We start from the raw sequence: 16,044 nt of genomic DNA, 5'->3' as shown, positions 1-16,044 counted from the left end.
GTCGGTCAATAAATTTCAGAACAAGCAGCGCGGCTAGTTCAAACCTGCGCGGGCAGGTGGGCGAACCCCCGAAACCGGATACGCCCCCCACGCTGAGCACTTTCCGTGATCTGGTAATCAGGGAACCGGTTCAAAAACCGGCTAACGGCAACCCGACCTTCCATCCGGGCCAAGGTCAAACCAACGCAAGTATGCGGCCCGCCCGCAAACGCGTGGTGCTTGTTGGGACGGCGATCCAACATCATGTCATCGGGGAAATCAAATTGTCGCGGATCGCGGTTGGCCGCGCCGATGCAAAGATGCAGATCGGTTCCTGCTGGAATGACATGTCCATGAAATTCCACCTCTTCAGTGGTCAGGCGATTGCCGAACTGGTTCGGGCTTTCCAGACGCAGAAACTCGTCCACTGCGGTGGAAATCAGGTCTGGATTAACCAACAGCTCGGTCCGCTTATCCCTGTGGCGGTCCAACAGATCCAAAGCGTTGCCTATCAGGTTTGTCGTGGTCTCATGCCCGGCATTTAGAATGAAGATGCAGTTCTGGTACAGTTCAACTTCGGTCAGGCCACCCTCGGTGTCATCCTGTATCAACCGGGTCAAAACATCGGTCTCCGGGTTGCGCGGATCGGCCCTGCGGTCGTCGATGATATCGCGCAGAAAGGCTTTGAACTCGCGGACTGCGCGGTTGCCCCAATCTTCCTGCTCGGGCGTCAGCTGCGGTTCCAACGCCCCGAGAATGGCCAAGGACCACTCACGCAACGGCTCGCGCTCGGACCGAGGGATGCCCAGCAGGTTGCCGATGATCTCGATCGGGATCGCCCCGGCAAAATCCTCGATCAACTCAACTGTGCCCTTGGCCTGCATTTGATCCAACAGCCCGTCGACAAGTTCGATCAGACCCGGCTCCATCTGCGCCAAAGCGCGCGGGTTCATCGCGCCCACCATCACCTTGCGGACACGCGAGTGCAGGGGCGGATCATTGAACACAAGACTGGTGGTGTGATGTTCAAACAATGGGCTATCCACCCCGTATTTGGGGCCAAACACGGCCTTCTTGTCCGAAATGAACCGCGTTGTGTCCCGATAGATGATGTCCAGATCCTGATGTCGTGACAGGATCACCGACCCATCGGGTTGCAGGCAGACGGGCGTATCTTCACGCAGCGCCCTATAGGTAGGATAGGGATCATCGTGGAACCCGTCAGGCAGCTTGGTCAGCGCAAACATCAGTGGCCCATCGCCCCCATCTGTTCCGGCAGAACCAGCACAAGCCAGGGCACCAGAACGATCAGGGCCAGCCGAAAGATATCTGCGATCCAGAACGGAGTTACCCCTCTGAAGATCGTCCCAGTCGACACATCCCCGACCACACCCTTCAGAATGAACACGTTCAGCCCCACGGGCGGGGTGATCAGGCTGATTTCGGTGACGACGACCACAACAATGCCGAACCAGATCGGGTCATATCCCAGCGATGTGACCAGAGGAAAAAAGATCGGCACGGTCAGCAGTAGCATCGACAGGGATTCAAAAACACACCCCAAAATGATGTAGATGCCAAGGATCATCAGGATCACCACAAAGGGCGCAACGTCATACGCTGTGACCATGGCGATCAGCGCTTCTGGCAAACCGGCGAGGTTGATGAAGTTCGAAAATATCTGCGCCCCGATCAGGACCGAGAACAGGGCCGCAGCGGTCGCGGTGGTTTCCTTCAAAACCTCGAATGTTGAACCCAGGCTAAGCCCGCCGCGCGACAAGGCAATCAAAAAGGCGCCCATGGCCCCCATCCCTGCCGCCTCGGTCGGGCTGAAGGTCAGGTTCAGCGGTTGAAAATCGAAGGCACCATAAAGCCCGCCAATGACCAGAAAGAACAGCAGCAACACGGCCCAGACCGAGCGCAAGGCCCTCAGGCGCTCGACCCAACCGTAGCGTTCGCCTGCCGGTCCCGCCTCTGGTTTGCGCCAGACGGTCCAGCGCACCGCGAGAAGATAAAAAAGAATGCCAAGCACACCGGGGATAATGCCCGCAACAAACAGTTTGCCAATCGAGGTTTCCGTCAGCAGGCCATAAATGACCAGGATCACCGAGGGCGGGATCAGGATGCCAAGCGTGCCACCCGCTGCAATCGACGCAGTCGAAAGCTCATCCGCATAACCATACCGGCGCATTTCCGGCATCGCGACCTTGGACATGGTGGCCGCTGTCGCCAGAGACGACCCGCAAATTGCCGAGAACCCGCCGCAGGCCGCGACAGTCGCCATGGCGATGCCGCCCCGGAAATGGCCGAGAAATGCATTGGATACCGCATAAAGCTCGCGCGCGAGCCCGCCTTTGTTCACGAACAGGCCCATCAGGATGAACAGAGGCACCACCGACAATCCGTAATCCTGTGCCGTATCGGTGATCTGGCGACCCACCATCGACATCGCCGCCTTCAAGCCGCGCTCCGAAAAGATGCTGCCGCCACGTTCGTAGGCGAACCCAAGCGTACCAACCAGACCCATCGCGAAGACGATAGGCAGACGCACCAGTACAAGCACCAGAACAAGGGCAAAACCGATAAGTGCGGCGGTCATTGAGAGGTCTCCGACAAGGATTGGGGGGAGAAGATAGTAATCAGGCCCGTGACAATCATCGCCATGGCCGTGATCGCAGTGAACCCGGCGATGAACCAGCCGACATAGAATACCGGGATCGACAGGTATTCAGTCACATCGCCATAGTCCCGTGCGCGCTCGGCAAGAATCCAGACGCGTTTGATCGGCCAGATGAGCATCACGCCCGACACAATATATACAACAGCGTCACGCGCTCGGCTCAGCCGCAAGCGGGAAAATACTCCGTCCGTCAGGTCGACGGCGATCTGACCCTTTCCGGCTGAGATCATCGGCAGAACCGAAAACACCATGATCGCCATGAGAATACGTGTCAGCTCAGTCGCTGCCTCAATCGGGGCGTTGAAGACAGACCGCACTATGACGTCAAAAAAGGTCATCACCATCAGGATGAACAGCGCTATACAGGCCAGCAGCGTCGGAGCGATGCTGACGCGACGCGCAAAAGTCACGAGAGATTGCATGATTGGGTCCCGGCTGGTGAATATGGCTGGCGAAGAGACCCCGCCAGCCGGACTGCGTTACTGGGCAGCCATTTCATTTACGATCATGTCATAGGCCGCCTGTGCGTCAACACCGGTGCCGTTAACCTCGTCAATCACCTTGGCGCGGACATCAACGGCGATCGCGTTGAATTTTTCCAGATCTTCCGCCGAGGCCGCGTTGATTGCGTTGCCCTCAGTGGCTTCGGTCGCCTCGCGGCCGATCCCGTCGATCTCGTCCCAGATCTTGCCGATTTCGCGGCTCAACGGTTCACCAAACACATTCTCCTCCAGCGCCTGCTGCAGCTCAGGGGGCAGGTCGGCAAACGTTTCTTCGTTCATGATGAAGGCAAACGACCCGCGATACAGACCGCCCGGAACCTCGTAAACGTTCTGGGCAACCTCGGTCAGCTTAAAACCCTTGCGGGATTCAAACGGCATGACAACGCCATCGGCTGCTTTCGAAGCAAGGGTCTCATAGACTTTCGGTGCAGGCACCTGGATGCCGGTCGCGCCAAGCGCTGTGCCGACGTCACCGCCAACCCCACCCGGGATACGGACCTTGAGGCCCGACACTTCATCCAGCGTGGTCACCGCGCTGCTGGAATGCAGCTGCGCCGGACCATGCGTATGCAGGGCGATCACTTTCACGCCGCGATGCTCGTCCGCGGCCTTGAGATGCGCGTCATAGGTGCGCCAATATGCAACCGATGCGGCCTCTGCCGAGCCTTCATATCCGGGCAGTTCTATCATCTTTGTGGTGACAAAGCGCCCCGGCTGGTAGCCGTGGAAAATGATCGAGGCATCCGCCGCGCCATCCATGATCAGATCCATCTGTGCTGGTGGCGGCGCGATGCCCAACTTCAGTTCGGCGGTGACCTGACCGTCTGTGGCCTCTTCAACCATTTCCACGAATTTTGGCCACATCTTCGCGTTGATACCGTGGGTCGGCGGTGCCCAGCTGGATATGGTCAGCGTATAATCTGCGGCCAGCGCCACGGTGCCCGAAACGGCCAAGGCGGCTGAGGCCAATAGCGTGCTCAAACTGTTGAATTTCATGGTTTTGTCTCCTCCCTCTGAAACATACATTGAATCTGCGTTAATAGTCCGTTTTGTAACCATCAATAGTCATGGTGATGTGGTCTGCCTCGCAATCCTCCAAGACCCGGGGCTTTCAGAGGCGACGGTCTCCATTATTTCCCGCGACAGCTGCGCCCCAATTTCATCTCGATAGTTCATCGGCCCCCCGCGCCAGCGCGGGAATCCGTAGCCATGGATCTGGACCAGATCCACGGCCATCGCGTTTTCGGCGATACCCTCTTCGATGATCAATGCGCCCTCATTCGCAAGTACCGCCATCAAGCGCGACGAAATCTCGGTGCTCGCAAACGCGCGCCGGGTGATGCCATGTTCAGCCGAGTTGGCTTCGATCAAAGCCTCGACCTGTGTATCACGGATCGGCGTACGGTCGCCGTCATCATAACTATACCAGCCTTTTCCGGACCGCTGCCCGAAACGCTCCATCTCGCAAAGCTGGTCGGCCACAGAGACATAGCGCTCATCCGGTGGGCGTGTTGCGGCATTGCGCTTGCGATTGGCCCATGAGATCTGAAGACCGGTCAGATCCTGCAATTCGTACGGACCCATGGGCATACCAAAGTCGCGCATGGCCTGATCCACTTGATAAGGCAGCGCACCATCTGCCAGAAGATAATCAGCCTCGCGCCGATAGGCGGCCAGCATGCGATTGCCGATAAAGCCATCGCAAATGCCCGATAGGACCGCCACTTTGCCCAGCTTTTTGCCAAACGCAAATCCGGTGGCGATGACCTCTGGGTCCGAATACCCGGTATGTACGATTTCAAGCAGTTTCATGACATGGGCTGGGCTGAAGAAATGTAGACCTATACAGCGGGCCGGACTGTCGATACCGGCGAAAATCTGGTTTGGATCCAGATAAGATGTGTTGGTGGCAAGAATTGCGTTTGTGTCCATATGCCGGGCGAGTTCCGCGAAAACCTGCTGTTTGACAGATATGTCCTCGAACACCGCCTCAATGGCCAGTTGCGCATCCCGTGCGTCGGCATAGCTGTCAACGGCGCGAAAGGCGCTCAGACGGCTCTGCATCTGCGCCTCAGTCAGCTTTCCCCGTTTGGCAGCGCCTTCGAGCAGACCCTTAACACGCCCAAAGGCCGCCGCGGCGGCTTCGGCGTTCTGCTCAATCAACGTGACAGAAAACCCCCCATTCAGGGCGGCGGTTGCAATCCCGGCCCCCATCAGACCGCCGCCGACCACCGCGATACGGCTGATGTCGCGCGGGGTTACGCCTCTGATCAAAGAAGGTTTGGACACGCTCCGTTCGGCAAAGAAAGCATGGCGAAGGGCTCGGCTTTCGGCACCTTGGCGCAGGGCCAAATGGCGGACGCGCTCTTTTGGCAAGGCATCGGCAAAGGGTTCGGTCGCCCACCCCAATGCCGTCAGATTTTCCAGCGGAGACTGCTGACCCTTTGACCGTTTCAAAAGTTCCGCGCGCGAAACCTCGATCAGGTCCGGTGCAAAGCTGGTGAGGCTACGCTGACTGACTGGCACTGGTCGCTGCGGCAGTTCGGCCGCAAAGGCCTCAACGGCAGCCTCAGGCTGTTCAGCGACAAGATCAAGGCCACCCAGCCCTAGTAACGTTTCTGCAGTCAGGATCTCTCCCCGGCAGGCCATGTCAATCGCGGCCTCCATCCCCACAAGACGGGGAATACGCTGGGTGCCCCCTGCCCCGGGGATCAGGCCGACATTGACCTCTGGCAGACCAAATCTGGTGCCCGACGCGGCAATGCGCCAAGCGCAAGCCATGGCAATCTCGAACCCGCCGCCCAGAACAGTACCGTGCATGCAGGCGATAAAGGGAACTTCACTGTCTTCGATCATCTGTACTACGTCAGGCAGATGTGGCTCAACCGGTGGGGCGTCGAACTCTGACATATCGCCACCGGCAACAAAGGTTTTACCCGCACATCGCAGGACAGCCACGCGCGCGCCTTTGATGGCACCTACCGCGTCGGCCAACCCCTGACGCACCGCAGCGGATGTCGCGTTCACTGGCGGATTGTTGATCGTTACCCAGGCAACGTCACCCTTCCGCTCAACGCTCACCACCGGCGATTTTGCCATAACCCATCCCTTTGATTTGCTCAGATTCGGCTTGCGTTTATATATTGACCAACCGTTCGGTTAATGCAATCATAAAGTTGAAACGATACCGGCCGAGGCAGTGATGAGCGATACGATTCTTGTAGAAAATCACGGGAACTGGGTCGAGATTACGTTGAACCGTCCAGACAAGCTGAATTCGTTCAACGAAGACATGCATCATGCGCTTCAGGCTGCCTTGAATTCCGCGCGCGATACAGGCGCGCGGGCAGTGCTGCTGACGGGCGCCGGGCGTGGCTTTTGTGCCGGCCAGGACCTTGGCGACCGCGATCCGTCGAAAATGGACGGGCCGCCGGATCTGGGCAAGACCGTCCGCAGTTTCTATGCCCCTTTGGTGCGGCTGATCCGGTCGCTGAACTTCCCTATCATCTGCGCGGTGAATGGTGTCGCTGCCGGCGCCGGGGCCAATCTGGCACTGGCCTGCGACATGGTTCTGGCAGCGGAAAGCGCGAAATTCATCCAGAGCTTTTCTAAGGTCGGCCTGATACCGGACACTGGCGGCAGCTGGCACCTGCCCCGCCTTTTGGGCGAGGCGCGCGCCAAAGGGCTGGCCTTTACCGCACAGCCCCTGCCCGCCAAACAGGCCGAAGACTGGGGCCTGATCTGGAAAGCCATACCCGACGATCAGCTATTAGCAGAGGCTCGTACGCTGGCTGATCAACTGGCCAATGGCCCGACCCTTGGGTTGGGCAAGACCAAACACTGTATCCAAGCAGCGGCGACGACCTCTTTGTCTGTTCATCTGGAACTCGAGGCTGATGCGATGAAAATCTGCGGCGAAAGCGCGGATTATGCCGAGGGCGTGTCCAGCTTTCTTGAAAAGCGCGCGCCCAATTTTCAGGGTAAATGACGATGACACCAAAGGAACGTGCCAGCAAATCAGCCGCTGCGATGTGGGCGAGTGACGAAGCCAGCAAATGGTTTGGCATGGAGCTTGTCGAGGTGGACGAAGGCTGCGCAGTTCTGGCGCTGACCGTCGTTGCGCATCACTGTAATGGGCACGGCATGTGCCATGGCGGCGTGACCCATGCCCTGGCCGACAGCGCCTTCGCCTTTGCCTGCAACAGCCGTAATCACGCGACCGTTGGCCAGCACACGATGATGAGCTATCTCGCCCCCGGCAAGCTGGGGGATCGCCTGACGGCCACCGCGACCGAGGTCTCGGTTACGGGTCGCAGCGGCATCTATGACGTGCGCGTCACCAATCAAGACAGCAACGTGGTCGCCGAATTCCGCGGCATGTCCCGCGCGATTGGTGGCACGAATTTTCAAGAATAGCTTCGCGACCGAAGGAGTAACGCGATGGAGGACCTGTCCCCTAACAAAGCTGACCTGGACCCGATCGAGATCGCCTCGGTTGACGAAATCCGCGCCACCCAGTTGGAGCGTCTGAAATGGTCCCTGCGTCACGCTTACGAAAATGTGCCAATATACACCCAGCGCTTCGACGATGCCGGCGTGCATCCGGATGACCTGCAACAGTTATCTGACCTTTCGAAATTTCCCTTCACCTACAAGAACGACCTGCGTGACAACTACCCGTTCGGCATGTTCGCCGTGCCGCGCAGCCAACTGGTTCGGCTGCATGCCTCATCCGGGACAACCGGCAAGCCAACCGTTGTGGGCTATACCAAAGGCGATATCGACAACTGGGCCGATCTGGGTGCTCGGTCGCTGCGGGCCGCAGGTCTGCGCAAGGGCGATATCGTGCATAACGCTTATGGCTATGGCCTGTTCACCGGGGGTCTGGGCGCGCATTACGGCATCGAACGTCTAGAGGCGACCGTGGTTCCGATGGGCGGCGGACAAACCGAAAAACAAGTTGGTTTAATCACAGATTTTCAACCCGATGGGATCATGGTGACCCCATCCTACATGCTCAACATCCTCGAACAATTCCATAAGGTGGGCCTTGATCCGCGCGAAAGCTCTCTGAAGGTTGGTATCTTCGGCGCGGAGCCCTGGACCGACGCGATGCGCTCGGAAATCGAGGCTGCATTCGACATGCACGCGGTCGACATCTATGGCCTGTCGGAAATCATGGGGCCCGGCGTTGCCAGCGAATGCGTCGAAACCAAGGATGGCCCTGTGATCTGGGAAGATCACTTTCTGCCAGAAATCATCGACCCCGCCACCGGCGAAGTACTGCCCGACGGTGAAACTGGTGAGCTGGTCTTTACCACCCTGACCAAAGAAGGGCTGCCGATGATCCGCTATCGCACGCGCGACCTGACCTGCCTGCTGACCGGAACGGCCCGCTCCATGCGTCGCATGGCCAAGATCACCGGCCGCAGCGACGACATGATGATCCTGCGCGGCGTCAATGTCTTTCCCAGCCAGATCGAGGAACAGGTCATGGCGACCGGAGGCCTTGCGCCTTATTACCAGGTCGAGCTGTATAAATCCGGCCGGATGGATGCCATGCGGGTCTTTGTCGAAGCCTCTCCGGGATCTACCGATGAAATGTCCAAGACGGCGGCCGCCCGGATGCTGACCAAACGCATCAAGGACATCGTTGGAGTTTCAACCGAAATTGTTGTAGGTGAGCCGGGCGACGTCGAACGCTCTCAGGGCAAGGCGAAGCGCGTCATCGACAACCGCGATAAGGATTAAGCCTTGGCCCGGACAATCGCAAAAGACCACGACCAAAAGCGGGAACAAATCCTGAAAACGGCAGCCAAAGTATTTGCCGACCAGGGGTTTGATCGCGCTTCGATGACCCTTTTGGCCAATGAGTGCGGAATCTCCAAGGCTAACATTTACCACTATTACGACAGTAAGGATGCCATCCTGTATGACATCCTCGAAACCTATCTGCGCGAGCTGCGCGACCGCATTTGCGAGGTCGATCTGACGGGTCTTACACCCGAGCAAAAGCTGCGAAAGACCGTTCGTGAGATCCTGTTCGCTTATCAGGGTGCGGATGATGAACACCGAGTGCAGATCAGCGGCATGAACGCCCTGCGCGACGATCAGCAAAAGCTCTTACGAGGGTATCAGCTGGATCTAGTGAATTTCGTCCGGGACATCCTGAAAGACCTGTCTCCGGACTCGTTTGGCGATGACAAGGACAAGCTGCGCGGTGCCACGATGTCAGTTTTTGGCATGCTGAACTGGTATTATATGTGGAACACAGGCGCAGGCACCAAAGCACGTGAGGATTACGCTGATCTGGTCAGCACCCTAACGCTCCACGGAATACGCAAACTCTAGACCCAGGACGGGCCGCTTCGCAGGACAGTTGCCTAACAGAATAATTTTGGCTCACCCCCCAATTCCGATCCATACCATTGGGTCAGAAATAGGGGGATAAGCCTGCTTTCAATCTGTTACAGCTGGATGCGGAAGGCCGCAAAGCCATCTGCGCCCTCACCGGCATCCTCAATCGAAACACCTTTGACGTCACTCATATAGTCACGCGCCTTCGGGCCTGTTTCGAACAGGACCGTGGTGCCGTCCAGCGGCGCAAACGACCAGTTGGCATCTGCTTTGGGGTCAATCGTGCCCTGTTCGACGATATAGCGGACAATCACGTCGCGGTTGGTGTCCGGCGCCTCGAACACAACCGTGTCGCCCATCGCGCCGGGGAAAGATCCGCCACCGGACGCTCGGTAATTGTTGGTTGCGATAATGAACTCCATGTCATCCGTGACCGGAGAACCATTGAAGGCAAGGTCCACGATCCGGGCCGCGCCAGGGTTGACCTCTTCACCCTTGGGTCCAAACCGCGATGGCTGGGACAGGTCGATCTGATAGGTGACGCCGTCCATCACGTCGAAATTATAGGACGGAAACTCTGGGTTCAGCAGGACCGCGTCGCTTGCGCCCGGTTCGACCTGATTAAACATTCCGGCAGACCTCTCCAGCCAACCTCGGACCTGCGCTCCGTTCACCCGTACGGCGCGAACGGTGTTGGGATATAGATAAAGGTCGGCCACATTCTTGATGGCAACGTCACCCACCGGGACATCGGTGTAATACTCCGGGCCACCACGACCGCCGGCCTTGAAAGGCGCCGCGGCTGACAGAATGGGCAGGCCTTCATGTTCCGTGCCCTTCATCATTTCTTCGACGTACCATTTCTGCGCTATCGACACGATCTGTACAGATGGATCATCCGCTACCAGCGCAAAATAGCTGTGCAGCGGGGCCGACGTCTTGCCGACCGCACGGCGCACATAGGCTAGTGTTTCGTCGTGATCTTTCGCGACCGAGGCCAGCACGGCCTGATCGTCCTCGACCAGCGCCGTGATCGAGCGATCTTCGTTGCGAACCGAAATCGGGCGCGCCTCAGACGTTGTGGTCACCACACGCCACTCGTTCCCATCGCGCTCCAGCAGCAGGTCCAGAAGGCCAAGATGTGATCCCCAGAACCCGCCCATGACGGCGGGTTTGCCCATCAACGTCCCTTTTGCAACGTCAATACCGGGACGGTCGGCAAATGTCTCGGACGGGAAAACAAGGTGGTTGTGACCGGTCACCAGCGCGTCAATCCCGTCAACACCGGCCAGCACAACCGAGGCGTTTTCCATACCGTCGGAATGGTCGGCATCGCCAATCCCCGAATGCGAAAGCGCGATGATCAAGTCGCAGCCCTGCTCTTTCATCTCAGGCACATAGGCCTGCGCTGTCTCGACAATGTCGCGGGCCTGCACGTTGCCTTCGAGATGCTTGCGGTCCCAGTTCATGACCTGCGGCGGCGTAAACCCAATGACGCCGACCTTGATCGGGTGTTTGCTGCCATCGCCCATTTCAATCTGGCGGTCGAGAATCGCATAGGGTTTGACCAGCGTTTTATCCTCACGCGGGTTTGCCCCCTGTTCCTTTGCGACGTTGGCCAGTACAATCGGGAAATCCGCGCCAGCAAGCGCCTTTTCCAAAAAGTCCAAACCGTAGTTGAATTCGTGATTGCCCAATGTGGCGGCGTCATAACCGACTGTGTTGAAGGCGGTGATAATCGGGTGGCTGTCGCCCTCTTTCATCCCCCGCTCATAGGCGATGTAATCGCCCATTGGGTTGCCCTGCAGAAAGTCTCCGTTATCGACCAGCAGAGAATTCGTCGCCTCGGACCGGATGCCGTTGATGATCGAAGCGGTGCGGGAGAGGCCTACCGTGTCGCGAGGCTTGTCGGCGTAATAATCATAAGGGAAGACATGCACATGAATGTCCGTCGTCTCCATTATCCGTAAATGCGCCTGATTATTGGCAGCCGCCGCAGAAAAAGGGTGAAGTGTAATGGCCGCGGCGCTGGCGGTGGTGGTCGCAAGGAACTGACGGCGGGACATCAAGCTGGGGTTGGAAAATGGCATGTGACACCTTTCATTTTCGTTTGTCGACGCGACTTGTGCAGGCCCTGCGAAACAGTGGTGTGACACTGGCTGGCAGGTCCTGCCACGCGTCGAACTGGGCATGAACCAAGTCAGTTTGCCCACAAGTTTCAGGGCGCGTAAAGCAATCCCGGGGTCTCAATTCGATTTTTGTAAAATTTTGCCAATGCCCAAAGCCGCGTTCAGGCAATCAATCGGGCAACGCTTTCTGCTGTATCCAGCTAAGGATCGGCGATGAAAGGTCCAAGGCTGTCGCTGAACTGTTCTATGAATTCCAGCGTGACCAGCGATGGTTGCTTCAAAACCGGTCGCACCAGCGACAGCGTATGAGGCAGAAATGGCCTGAAAGACCGATAGCTCAACCCCCTGTTCTGATATTGTACTGCGTCCAGTTCGCTAACGACAGACACCCCAACGCCCTTCACCACCAATTCGCAAGCGGCCGTGAATTGCCGAACCTCGATATGCGAGTTCAGTTCGACATTCGAGTTTTGAAATGCACGCGACAGGCGTGCGAAAAAGTCGCTGTCGCGCCGGGTGTGGATGATCTTCTGATCGGCAATATCTGCCGGTGTCACGGTCGAAAGGTCTTCCAGCGCATGGCCTGCGGGAAAGACGCAAACTGTGCGGATATCAATATGGGTGCTTTCGACAGCCGGGTGGCCATTAAACCCATCTGTGATTCCGAAATCATATTGCTCGCCGATCATCCACTCCAGGATGCGCTCGGGCCGATCCGGCTCTATCGTCATGGTGACGCCAGGCCGGTCGCTCAGAAATCCGGCTACAACATCTGGTAAGTGACTGGTGGCGAAGCCAGGAAGGCAGGCGACGCGAATATGCCCGGCTTTGCGTTGCGTGATGTCCTGACTGACATCCGAGATCTGCCGCATCAATTCCAGCACGCGCTCTACGCTAGGTTGCAGATAGCGGACCTCTTGCGTCGGAACCAATCGACCTTCTCGGCGGTCGAACAGTTGAAACCCAAGCGATTTTTCCAAGTCTGAAAGCAACCTGCTGACCGCAGGCTGGCTGACCCCCAGATCAAAAGCGGCGGCAGTGACCGAGCCATTGACGGTCACCGCCATAAGTGCCTCAAGCTGCCTAATTCTCAGGGTTTGGCTCATGGAGCGTCCTGTTTTTGCTGCAAATCTCGGTCACTTCATAACATCGTATTATATTTTTTGCCAGAAAATCAGGCTTGAATTATATTTCTGTAACGTTAACGTCGTGAAATCGTCATGTGTGCCGATTACGCGTAGCGCTCGGTATTCAACGAAGCATCGCCTTTGATGCATGGGAGGAATCATGAAAACGAAATTGCTTGGCGCTCTTGCCGTATCGACAGCCTTGTCCCCGATCGCGGCAATGGCGCAAACCGAAGTTCAGTTCTGGCATGCCTTTACCGGCCGCCTAGGTGAGCTTGTGAAAGCTCAGGTTGAAGAATTCAACGCCAGCCAGGATGAATATGTCGTGGTTGAAAGCCACAAGGGCAACTATTCGGAAACCCTGAATGCAGGCATCGCCGCGTTCCGCGCCGGTGAACAACCGCAGATCCTGATGGTATTCGAGGTTGGCACCGCAACTATGATGTCGGCCCAGGGCGCGATCAAACCGGTCTATGAGGTGATGGCTGAAAGCGGTGCGTCATTTGATCCGGACGCCTATATCGGCTCGGTCAAAGGGTATTATACGACCACAGATGGCGACATGCTGTCCCTGCCCTTCAACTCGTCCACGCCGGTTCTATGGGTCAACCGCAACGCGTTCGAAGCGGCGGGCGTTGATCCCGACACCGATCTGTCGACCTGGGAAAAGGTCGGGGACACGCTGGATCAGCTCAAGGCCGGTGGTGAAGATTGCCCGTTAGTCACTGCATGGCAAAGCTGGATTCATCTTGAGAACCTGTCAGCCTATCACGACGTCCCCTTCGCCTCGCAGGATAACGGCTTTGCCGGTCTGGATACCGAGCTGATGCTGAACGGCCCGGCCCAGGTTGCGCACCTGACCGCGATGGGTGACTGGGCCAAGGACGGCAAATTCATCTACACGGGCCGCCGCAACGAAGGTGGCGCGAACTTCCGGTCCGGCGAATGCGCCCTGTTCACCGAAAGCTCGGCAGGATACGCCGGGATCAAAGCCGAAGCCGAGTTTGATTTCGACGTGCGCCCACTGCCCTATTGGGAAGCTGTCACGGCCGAGCCGCAGAACACCATCATCGGTGGTGCCTCACTGTGGGTCATGGAAGGTCATGAGGCCGATGAATACAAAGGCGTCGGCGAGTTCCTCAGCTTCCTGTCCTCGTCTGACGTTCAGGCGGCCTGGCACCAGAACACCGGCTATTTGCCCATCACTACTGAGGCAGGTGAGGCGACCCGAGCGTCTGGTTTTTATGACGAAAACCCGGGCACTGACATCGCCGTCATCCAGATGACCGCGAAAGAGCCGACGGCAAACTCGAAAGGTCTGCGTCTGGGATCATTCGACCAGATCCGTGGTATCATCGACGAAGAGCTTGAGGCCATCTGGGCCGGTGAAAAGACGGCTCAAGAGGCGATGGACAGTGCGAAGGAACGCGGCGACGCGCTGCTGCGCCGGTTCGAATCCGCCAATCAATAAGTCGTAATCTGATGCGGGCCTCGTTGGGCCCGCATTCTACTCTGGTGGGCCAATAGAATGGAAAAACGCGTCATTTTTCGCGGCTGGCTGCTGCCGCTTGCGCTGATCGCCCCGCAGGTCATCATTTCCGCCGTCTTCTTTTTCTATCCTGCTGGTCAGGCCGTATGGCAATCGTTGTTCATTCCCGACCCGTTCGGGCTGTCGTCTCAGTTCGTCGGACTGGGCAATTTCGAATTCCTGCTGAGCGATAAATACTACCGCGCCTCATTCGTGACGACGGCGGTGTTTTCGACGCTTGTGACCCTGTGCTCGATGATCCCGGCCTTGTTTCTGGCGGTCATCGCAGACCGGCTGATCAAAGGATCAGGCGTGTATCGGACCCTGCTGATCTGGCCCTACGCCGTTGCCCCTGCCGTGGCCGGTGTGCTGTGGCTGTTCATGTTCAACACCCGCGTTGGTGTGGTCGCATGGTATCTGGGCCAGCTCGGCTATGACTGGAACCACGTCCTGAACGATGCCGAGGCCATGGGGCTGGTAGTTGTCGCCTCGGCCTGGGGTCGCATCAGCTATAACTTTCTGTTCTTCTTTGCCGCGCTGCAATCCGTGCCTCGCTCGGTCATCGAAGCGGCGGCGATTGATGGGGCCCATTTTTGGCGCCGGTTCTTTACCATCGTACTGCCGCTTTTGTCGCCGACCGCGTTCTTCCTGCTGGTCGTGAACATTGTCTATGCCTTCTTTGAAACTTTCGGCGTGATCCACACGATCACCGGAGGGGGTCCGCAACAAGCCACAACCATCCTGGTCTACAAAGTCTTTTCCGATGGGTTTGTGGGCCAAGATCTGGGGTCGTCTTCGGCCCAGTCGGTCATCCTGCTGGTGGTTGTCGGCCTGCTGACAGTGATCCAGTTCAAATATGTTGAGAAGAGGGTGCATTACTGATGGCGGCCCAACAACATGGAATGGTCGAGAAACGTGGTGCGGGCCTGTGGCTGACCCATGCGTTTATGATCCTTGGCGTTCTGGTCATCTTCTTCCCGATCTGGCTGGCCTTTGTGGCCTCGACCGTCACGCAGGCCGATATCATTTCGCCCCCGATGCCGGTTGTGCCAGGTGATCAGTTCTGGGTGAATTACAAGGCGGCCCTGTTCTCAGGCGTGAACGTCCCGGTCGCAACGATGCTGTTCAACAGCCTGGTGATGGCGATTGGCATTGCCGTGGGCAAGATCGTCATCTCGCTCCTGTCAGCCTTTGCCATCGTCTATTTCCGCTTTCCCGGGCGGAACACGTTTTTCTGGCTGATCTTCCTGACCCTGATGCTGCCGGTTGAGGTGCGGATTGTCCCGACCTTCGAGGTGGTGGCCGGGTTTGGTATGCTCAACAGCTATTCGGGGCTGATCTTTCCGCTGATCGCCTCGGCCACTGCCACGTTCCTGTTCCGCCAGTTCTTTCTGACCATCCCGGACGAACTGGCCGAGGCCGCGCGCGTGGATGGCGCCCGCCCCATGCGGTTTTTTATTGATATCGTGATCCCGATGAGCCGAACCAACATCGCGGCCCTGTTCGTGATCCTGTTCATCTATGGGTGGAACCAATATCTCTGGCCGCTGCTGATCACGACCGACCCCGAGATGAACACCATCGTGATGGGCATCAAACAGATGTTCCCCTCGGGCGATGATTTTGCCCATTGGCCGACGATCATGGCGACCTCGATCCTGGCAATGATCCCACCGGTCCTTGTGGTGGTGTCGATGCAAAAGCTTTTTGTCCGCGGCCTTGTCGATAGCGAGAAATAAGA

Annotated in this window: 14 protein-coding genes; 7 read left to right on the top strand and 7 right to left on the bottom strand. The window is 57.7% G+C overall.

The window, feature by feature from the left end; translation table 11 throughout:
• Positions 1 to 38: 38 nt before the first annotated feature.
• The 5 genes from AC2FFF_RS09295 to AC2FFF_RS09275 form a co-directional block, all read right to left on the bottom strand.
• Complete coding sequence (locus tag AC2FFF_RS09295) at positions 39 to 1,226, bottom strand: cytochrome P450 (protein WP_281972858.1); 1,188 nt, start codon at positions 1,224 to 1,226, stop codon at positions 39 to 41.
• Positions 1,226 to 2,578 carry a TRAP transporter large permease gene (locus tag AC2FFF_RS09290; protein WP_142639881.1) on the bottom strand — a complete coding sequence of 451 codons (1,353 nt, stop codon included), beginning with the start codon at positions 2,576 to 2,578 and terminating at the stop codon, positions 1,226 to 1,228. Before AC2FFF_RS09290 ends, AC2FFF_RS09295 begins: the two co-directional genes overlap by 1 nt.
• Positions 2,575 to 3,081: a TRAP transporter small permease gene (locus AC2FFF_RS09285; RefSeq protein WP_142639883.1), complete on the bottom strand. Its 507-nt coding sequence runs from the start codon at positions 3,079 to 3,081 to the stop codon at positions 2,575 to 2,577. The genes AC2FFF_RS09290 and AC2FFF_RS09285 overlap by 4 nt, the downstream gene beginning before the upstream one ends.
• Positions 3,082 to 3,138: 57 nt before the next feature.
• Positions 3,139 to 4,158 carry a TRAP transporter substrate-binding protein gene (locus AC2FFF_RS09280; RefSeq protein ID WP_271949076.1) on the bottom strand — a complete coding sequence of 340 codons (1,020 nt, stop codon included), beginning with the start codon at positions 4,156 to 4,158 and terminating at the stop codon, positions 3,139 to 3,141.
• Between the two features lie 69 nt (positions 4,159 to 4,227).
• Positions 4,228 to 6,261 carry an FAD-dependent oxidoreductase gene (locus AC2FFF_RS09275; protein WP_281972855.1) on the bottom strand — a complete coding sequence of 678 codons (2,034 nt, stop codon included), beginning with the start codon at positions 6,259 to 6,261 and terminating at the stop codon, positions 4,228 to 4,230.
• Between the two features lie 103 nt (positions 6,262 to 6,364).
• Here AC2FFF_RS09275 and paaG point away from each other — a divergent pair, with 103 nt between their 5' ends.
• Genes paaG through AC2FFF_RS09255 form a run of 4 tightly spaced genes read left to right on the top strand, consistent with a single transcriptional unit; the run spans position 6,365 to position 9,513 of the window.
• Positions 6,365 to 7,150 (top strand): 2-(1,2-epoxy-1,2-dihydrophenyl)acetyl-CoA isomerase PaaG, encoded by a 786-nt coding sequence (gene paaG, locus AC2FFF_RS09270; protein WP_142639889.1) that lies wholly within the window; start codon positions 6,365 to 6,367, stop codon positions 7,148 to 7,150.
• A 2-nt stretch (positions 7,151 to 7,152) separates the two neighbouring features.
• Complete coding sequence (gene paaI / locus AC2FFF_RS09265; protein ID WP_142639944.1) at positions 7,153 to 7,578, top strand: hydroxyphenylacetyl-CoA thioesterase PaaI; 426 nt, start codon at positions 7,153 to 7,155, stop codon at positions 7,576 to 7,578.
• A gap of 24 nt (positions 7,579 to 7,602) precedes the next feature.
• On the top strand, positions 7,603 to 8,913 hold the full coding sequence (gene paaK / locus AC2FFF_RS09260) for a phenylacetate--CoA ligase PaaK (RefSeq protein WP_281972854.1): 1,311 nt from the start codon (positions 7,603 to 7,605) through the stop codon (positions 8,911 to 8,913).
• 3 nt (positions 8,914 to 8,916) lie between these two features.
• Positions 8,917 to 9,513, top strand: coding sequence for a TetR/AcrR family transcriptional regulator (locus AC2FFF_RS09255; RefSeq protein ID WP_142639893.1), 597 nt, complete (start codon positions 8,917 to 8,919; stop codon positions 9,511 to 9,513).
• A 116-nt stretch (positions 9,514 to 9,629) separates the two neighbouring features.
• Here the strand turns inward: AC2FFF_RS09255 and AC2FFF_RS09250 are convergent, their stop codons facing one another.
• Both AC2FFF_RS09250 and AC2FFF_RS09245 read right to left on the bottom strand, forming a co-directional pair.
• Positions 9,630 to 11,609: a bifunctional 2',3'-cyclic-nucleotide 2'-phosphodiesterase/3'-nucleotidase gene (locus tag AC2FFF_RS09250; protein ID WP_282021800.1), complete on the bottom strand. Its 1,980-nt coding sequence runs from the start codon at positions 11,607 to 11,609 to the stop codon at positions 9,630 to 9,632.
• 239 nt (positions 11,610 to 11,848) lie between these two features.
• Entirely contained in the window at positions 11,849 to 12,754 is a 906-nt protein-coding gene (locus AC2FFF_RS09245) for a LysR substrate-binding domain-containing protein (protein ID WP_281972852.1), read from the bottom strand.
• Positions 12,755 to 12,935: 181 nt separating this feature from the next.
• Here AC2FFF_RS09245 and ugpB point away from each other — a divergent pair, with 181 nt between their 5' ends.
• The 3 genes from ugpB to ugpE are packed head-to-tail and all read left to right on the top strand — an operon-like array spanning position 12,936 to position 16,042.
• The gene (gene ugpB / locus AC2FFF_RS09240; RefSeq protein WP_281972851.1) at positions 12,936 to 14,246 is read left to right on the top strand and encodes a sn-glycerol-3-phosphate ABC transporter substrate-binding protein UgpB; all 1,311 of its coding nucleotides are present in this window, start codon (positions 12,936 to 12,938) and stop codon (positions 14,244 to 14,246) included.
• A 57-nt stretch (positions 14,247 to 14,303) separates the two neighbouring features.
• A complete protein-coding gene (ugpA, locus tag AC2FFF_RS09235) occupies positions 14,304 to 15,185 on the top strand; it encodes a sn-glycerol-3-phosphate ABC transporter permease UgpA (RefSeq protein WP_142639899.1) in 882 nt (293 codons plus the stop codon).
• A gap of 20 nt (positions 15,186 to 15,205) precedes the next feature.
• Positions 15,206 to 16,042 carry a sn-glycerol-3-phosphate ABC transporter permease UgpE gene (gene ugpE / locus AC2FFF_RS09230; RefSeq protein WP_281973021.1) on the top strand — a complete coding sequence of 279 codons (837 nt, stop codon included), beginning with the start codon at positions 15,206 to 15,208 and terminating at the stop codon, positions 16,040 to 16,042.
• Positions 16,043 to 16,044 lie beyond the last annotated feature (2 nt).

Source organism: Ruegeria sp. YTSA226, assembly GCF_059609905.1.
This window is presented reverse-complemented; position numbering and strand designations above follow the sequence as displayed.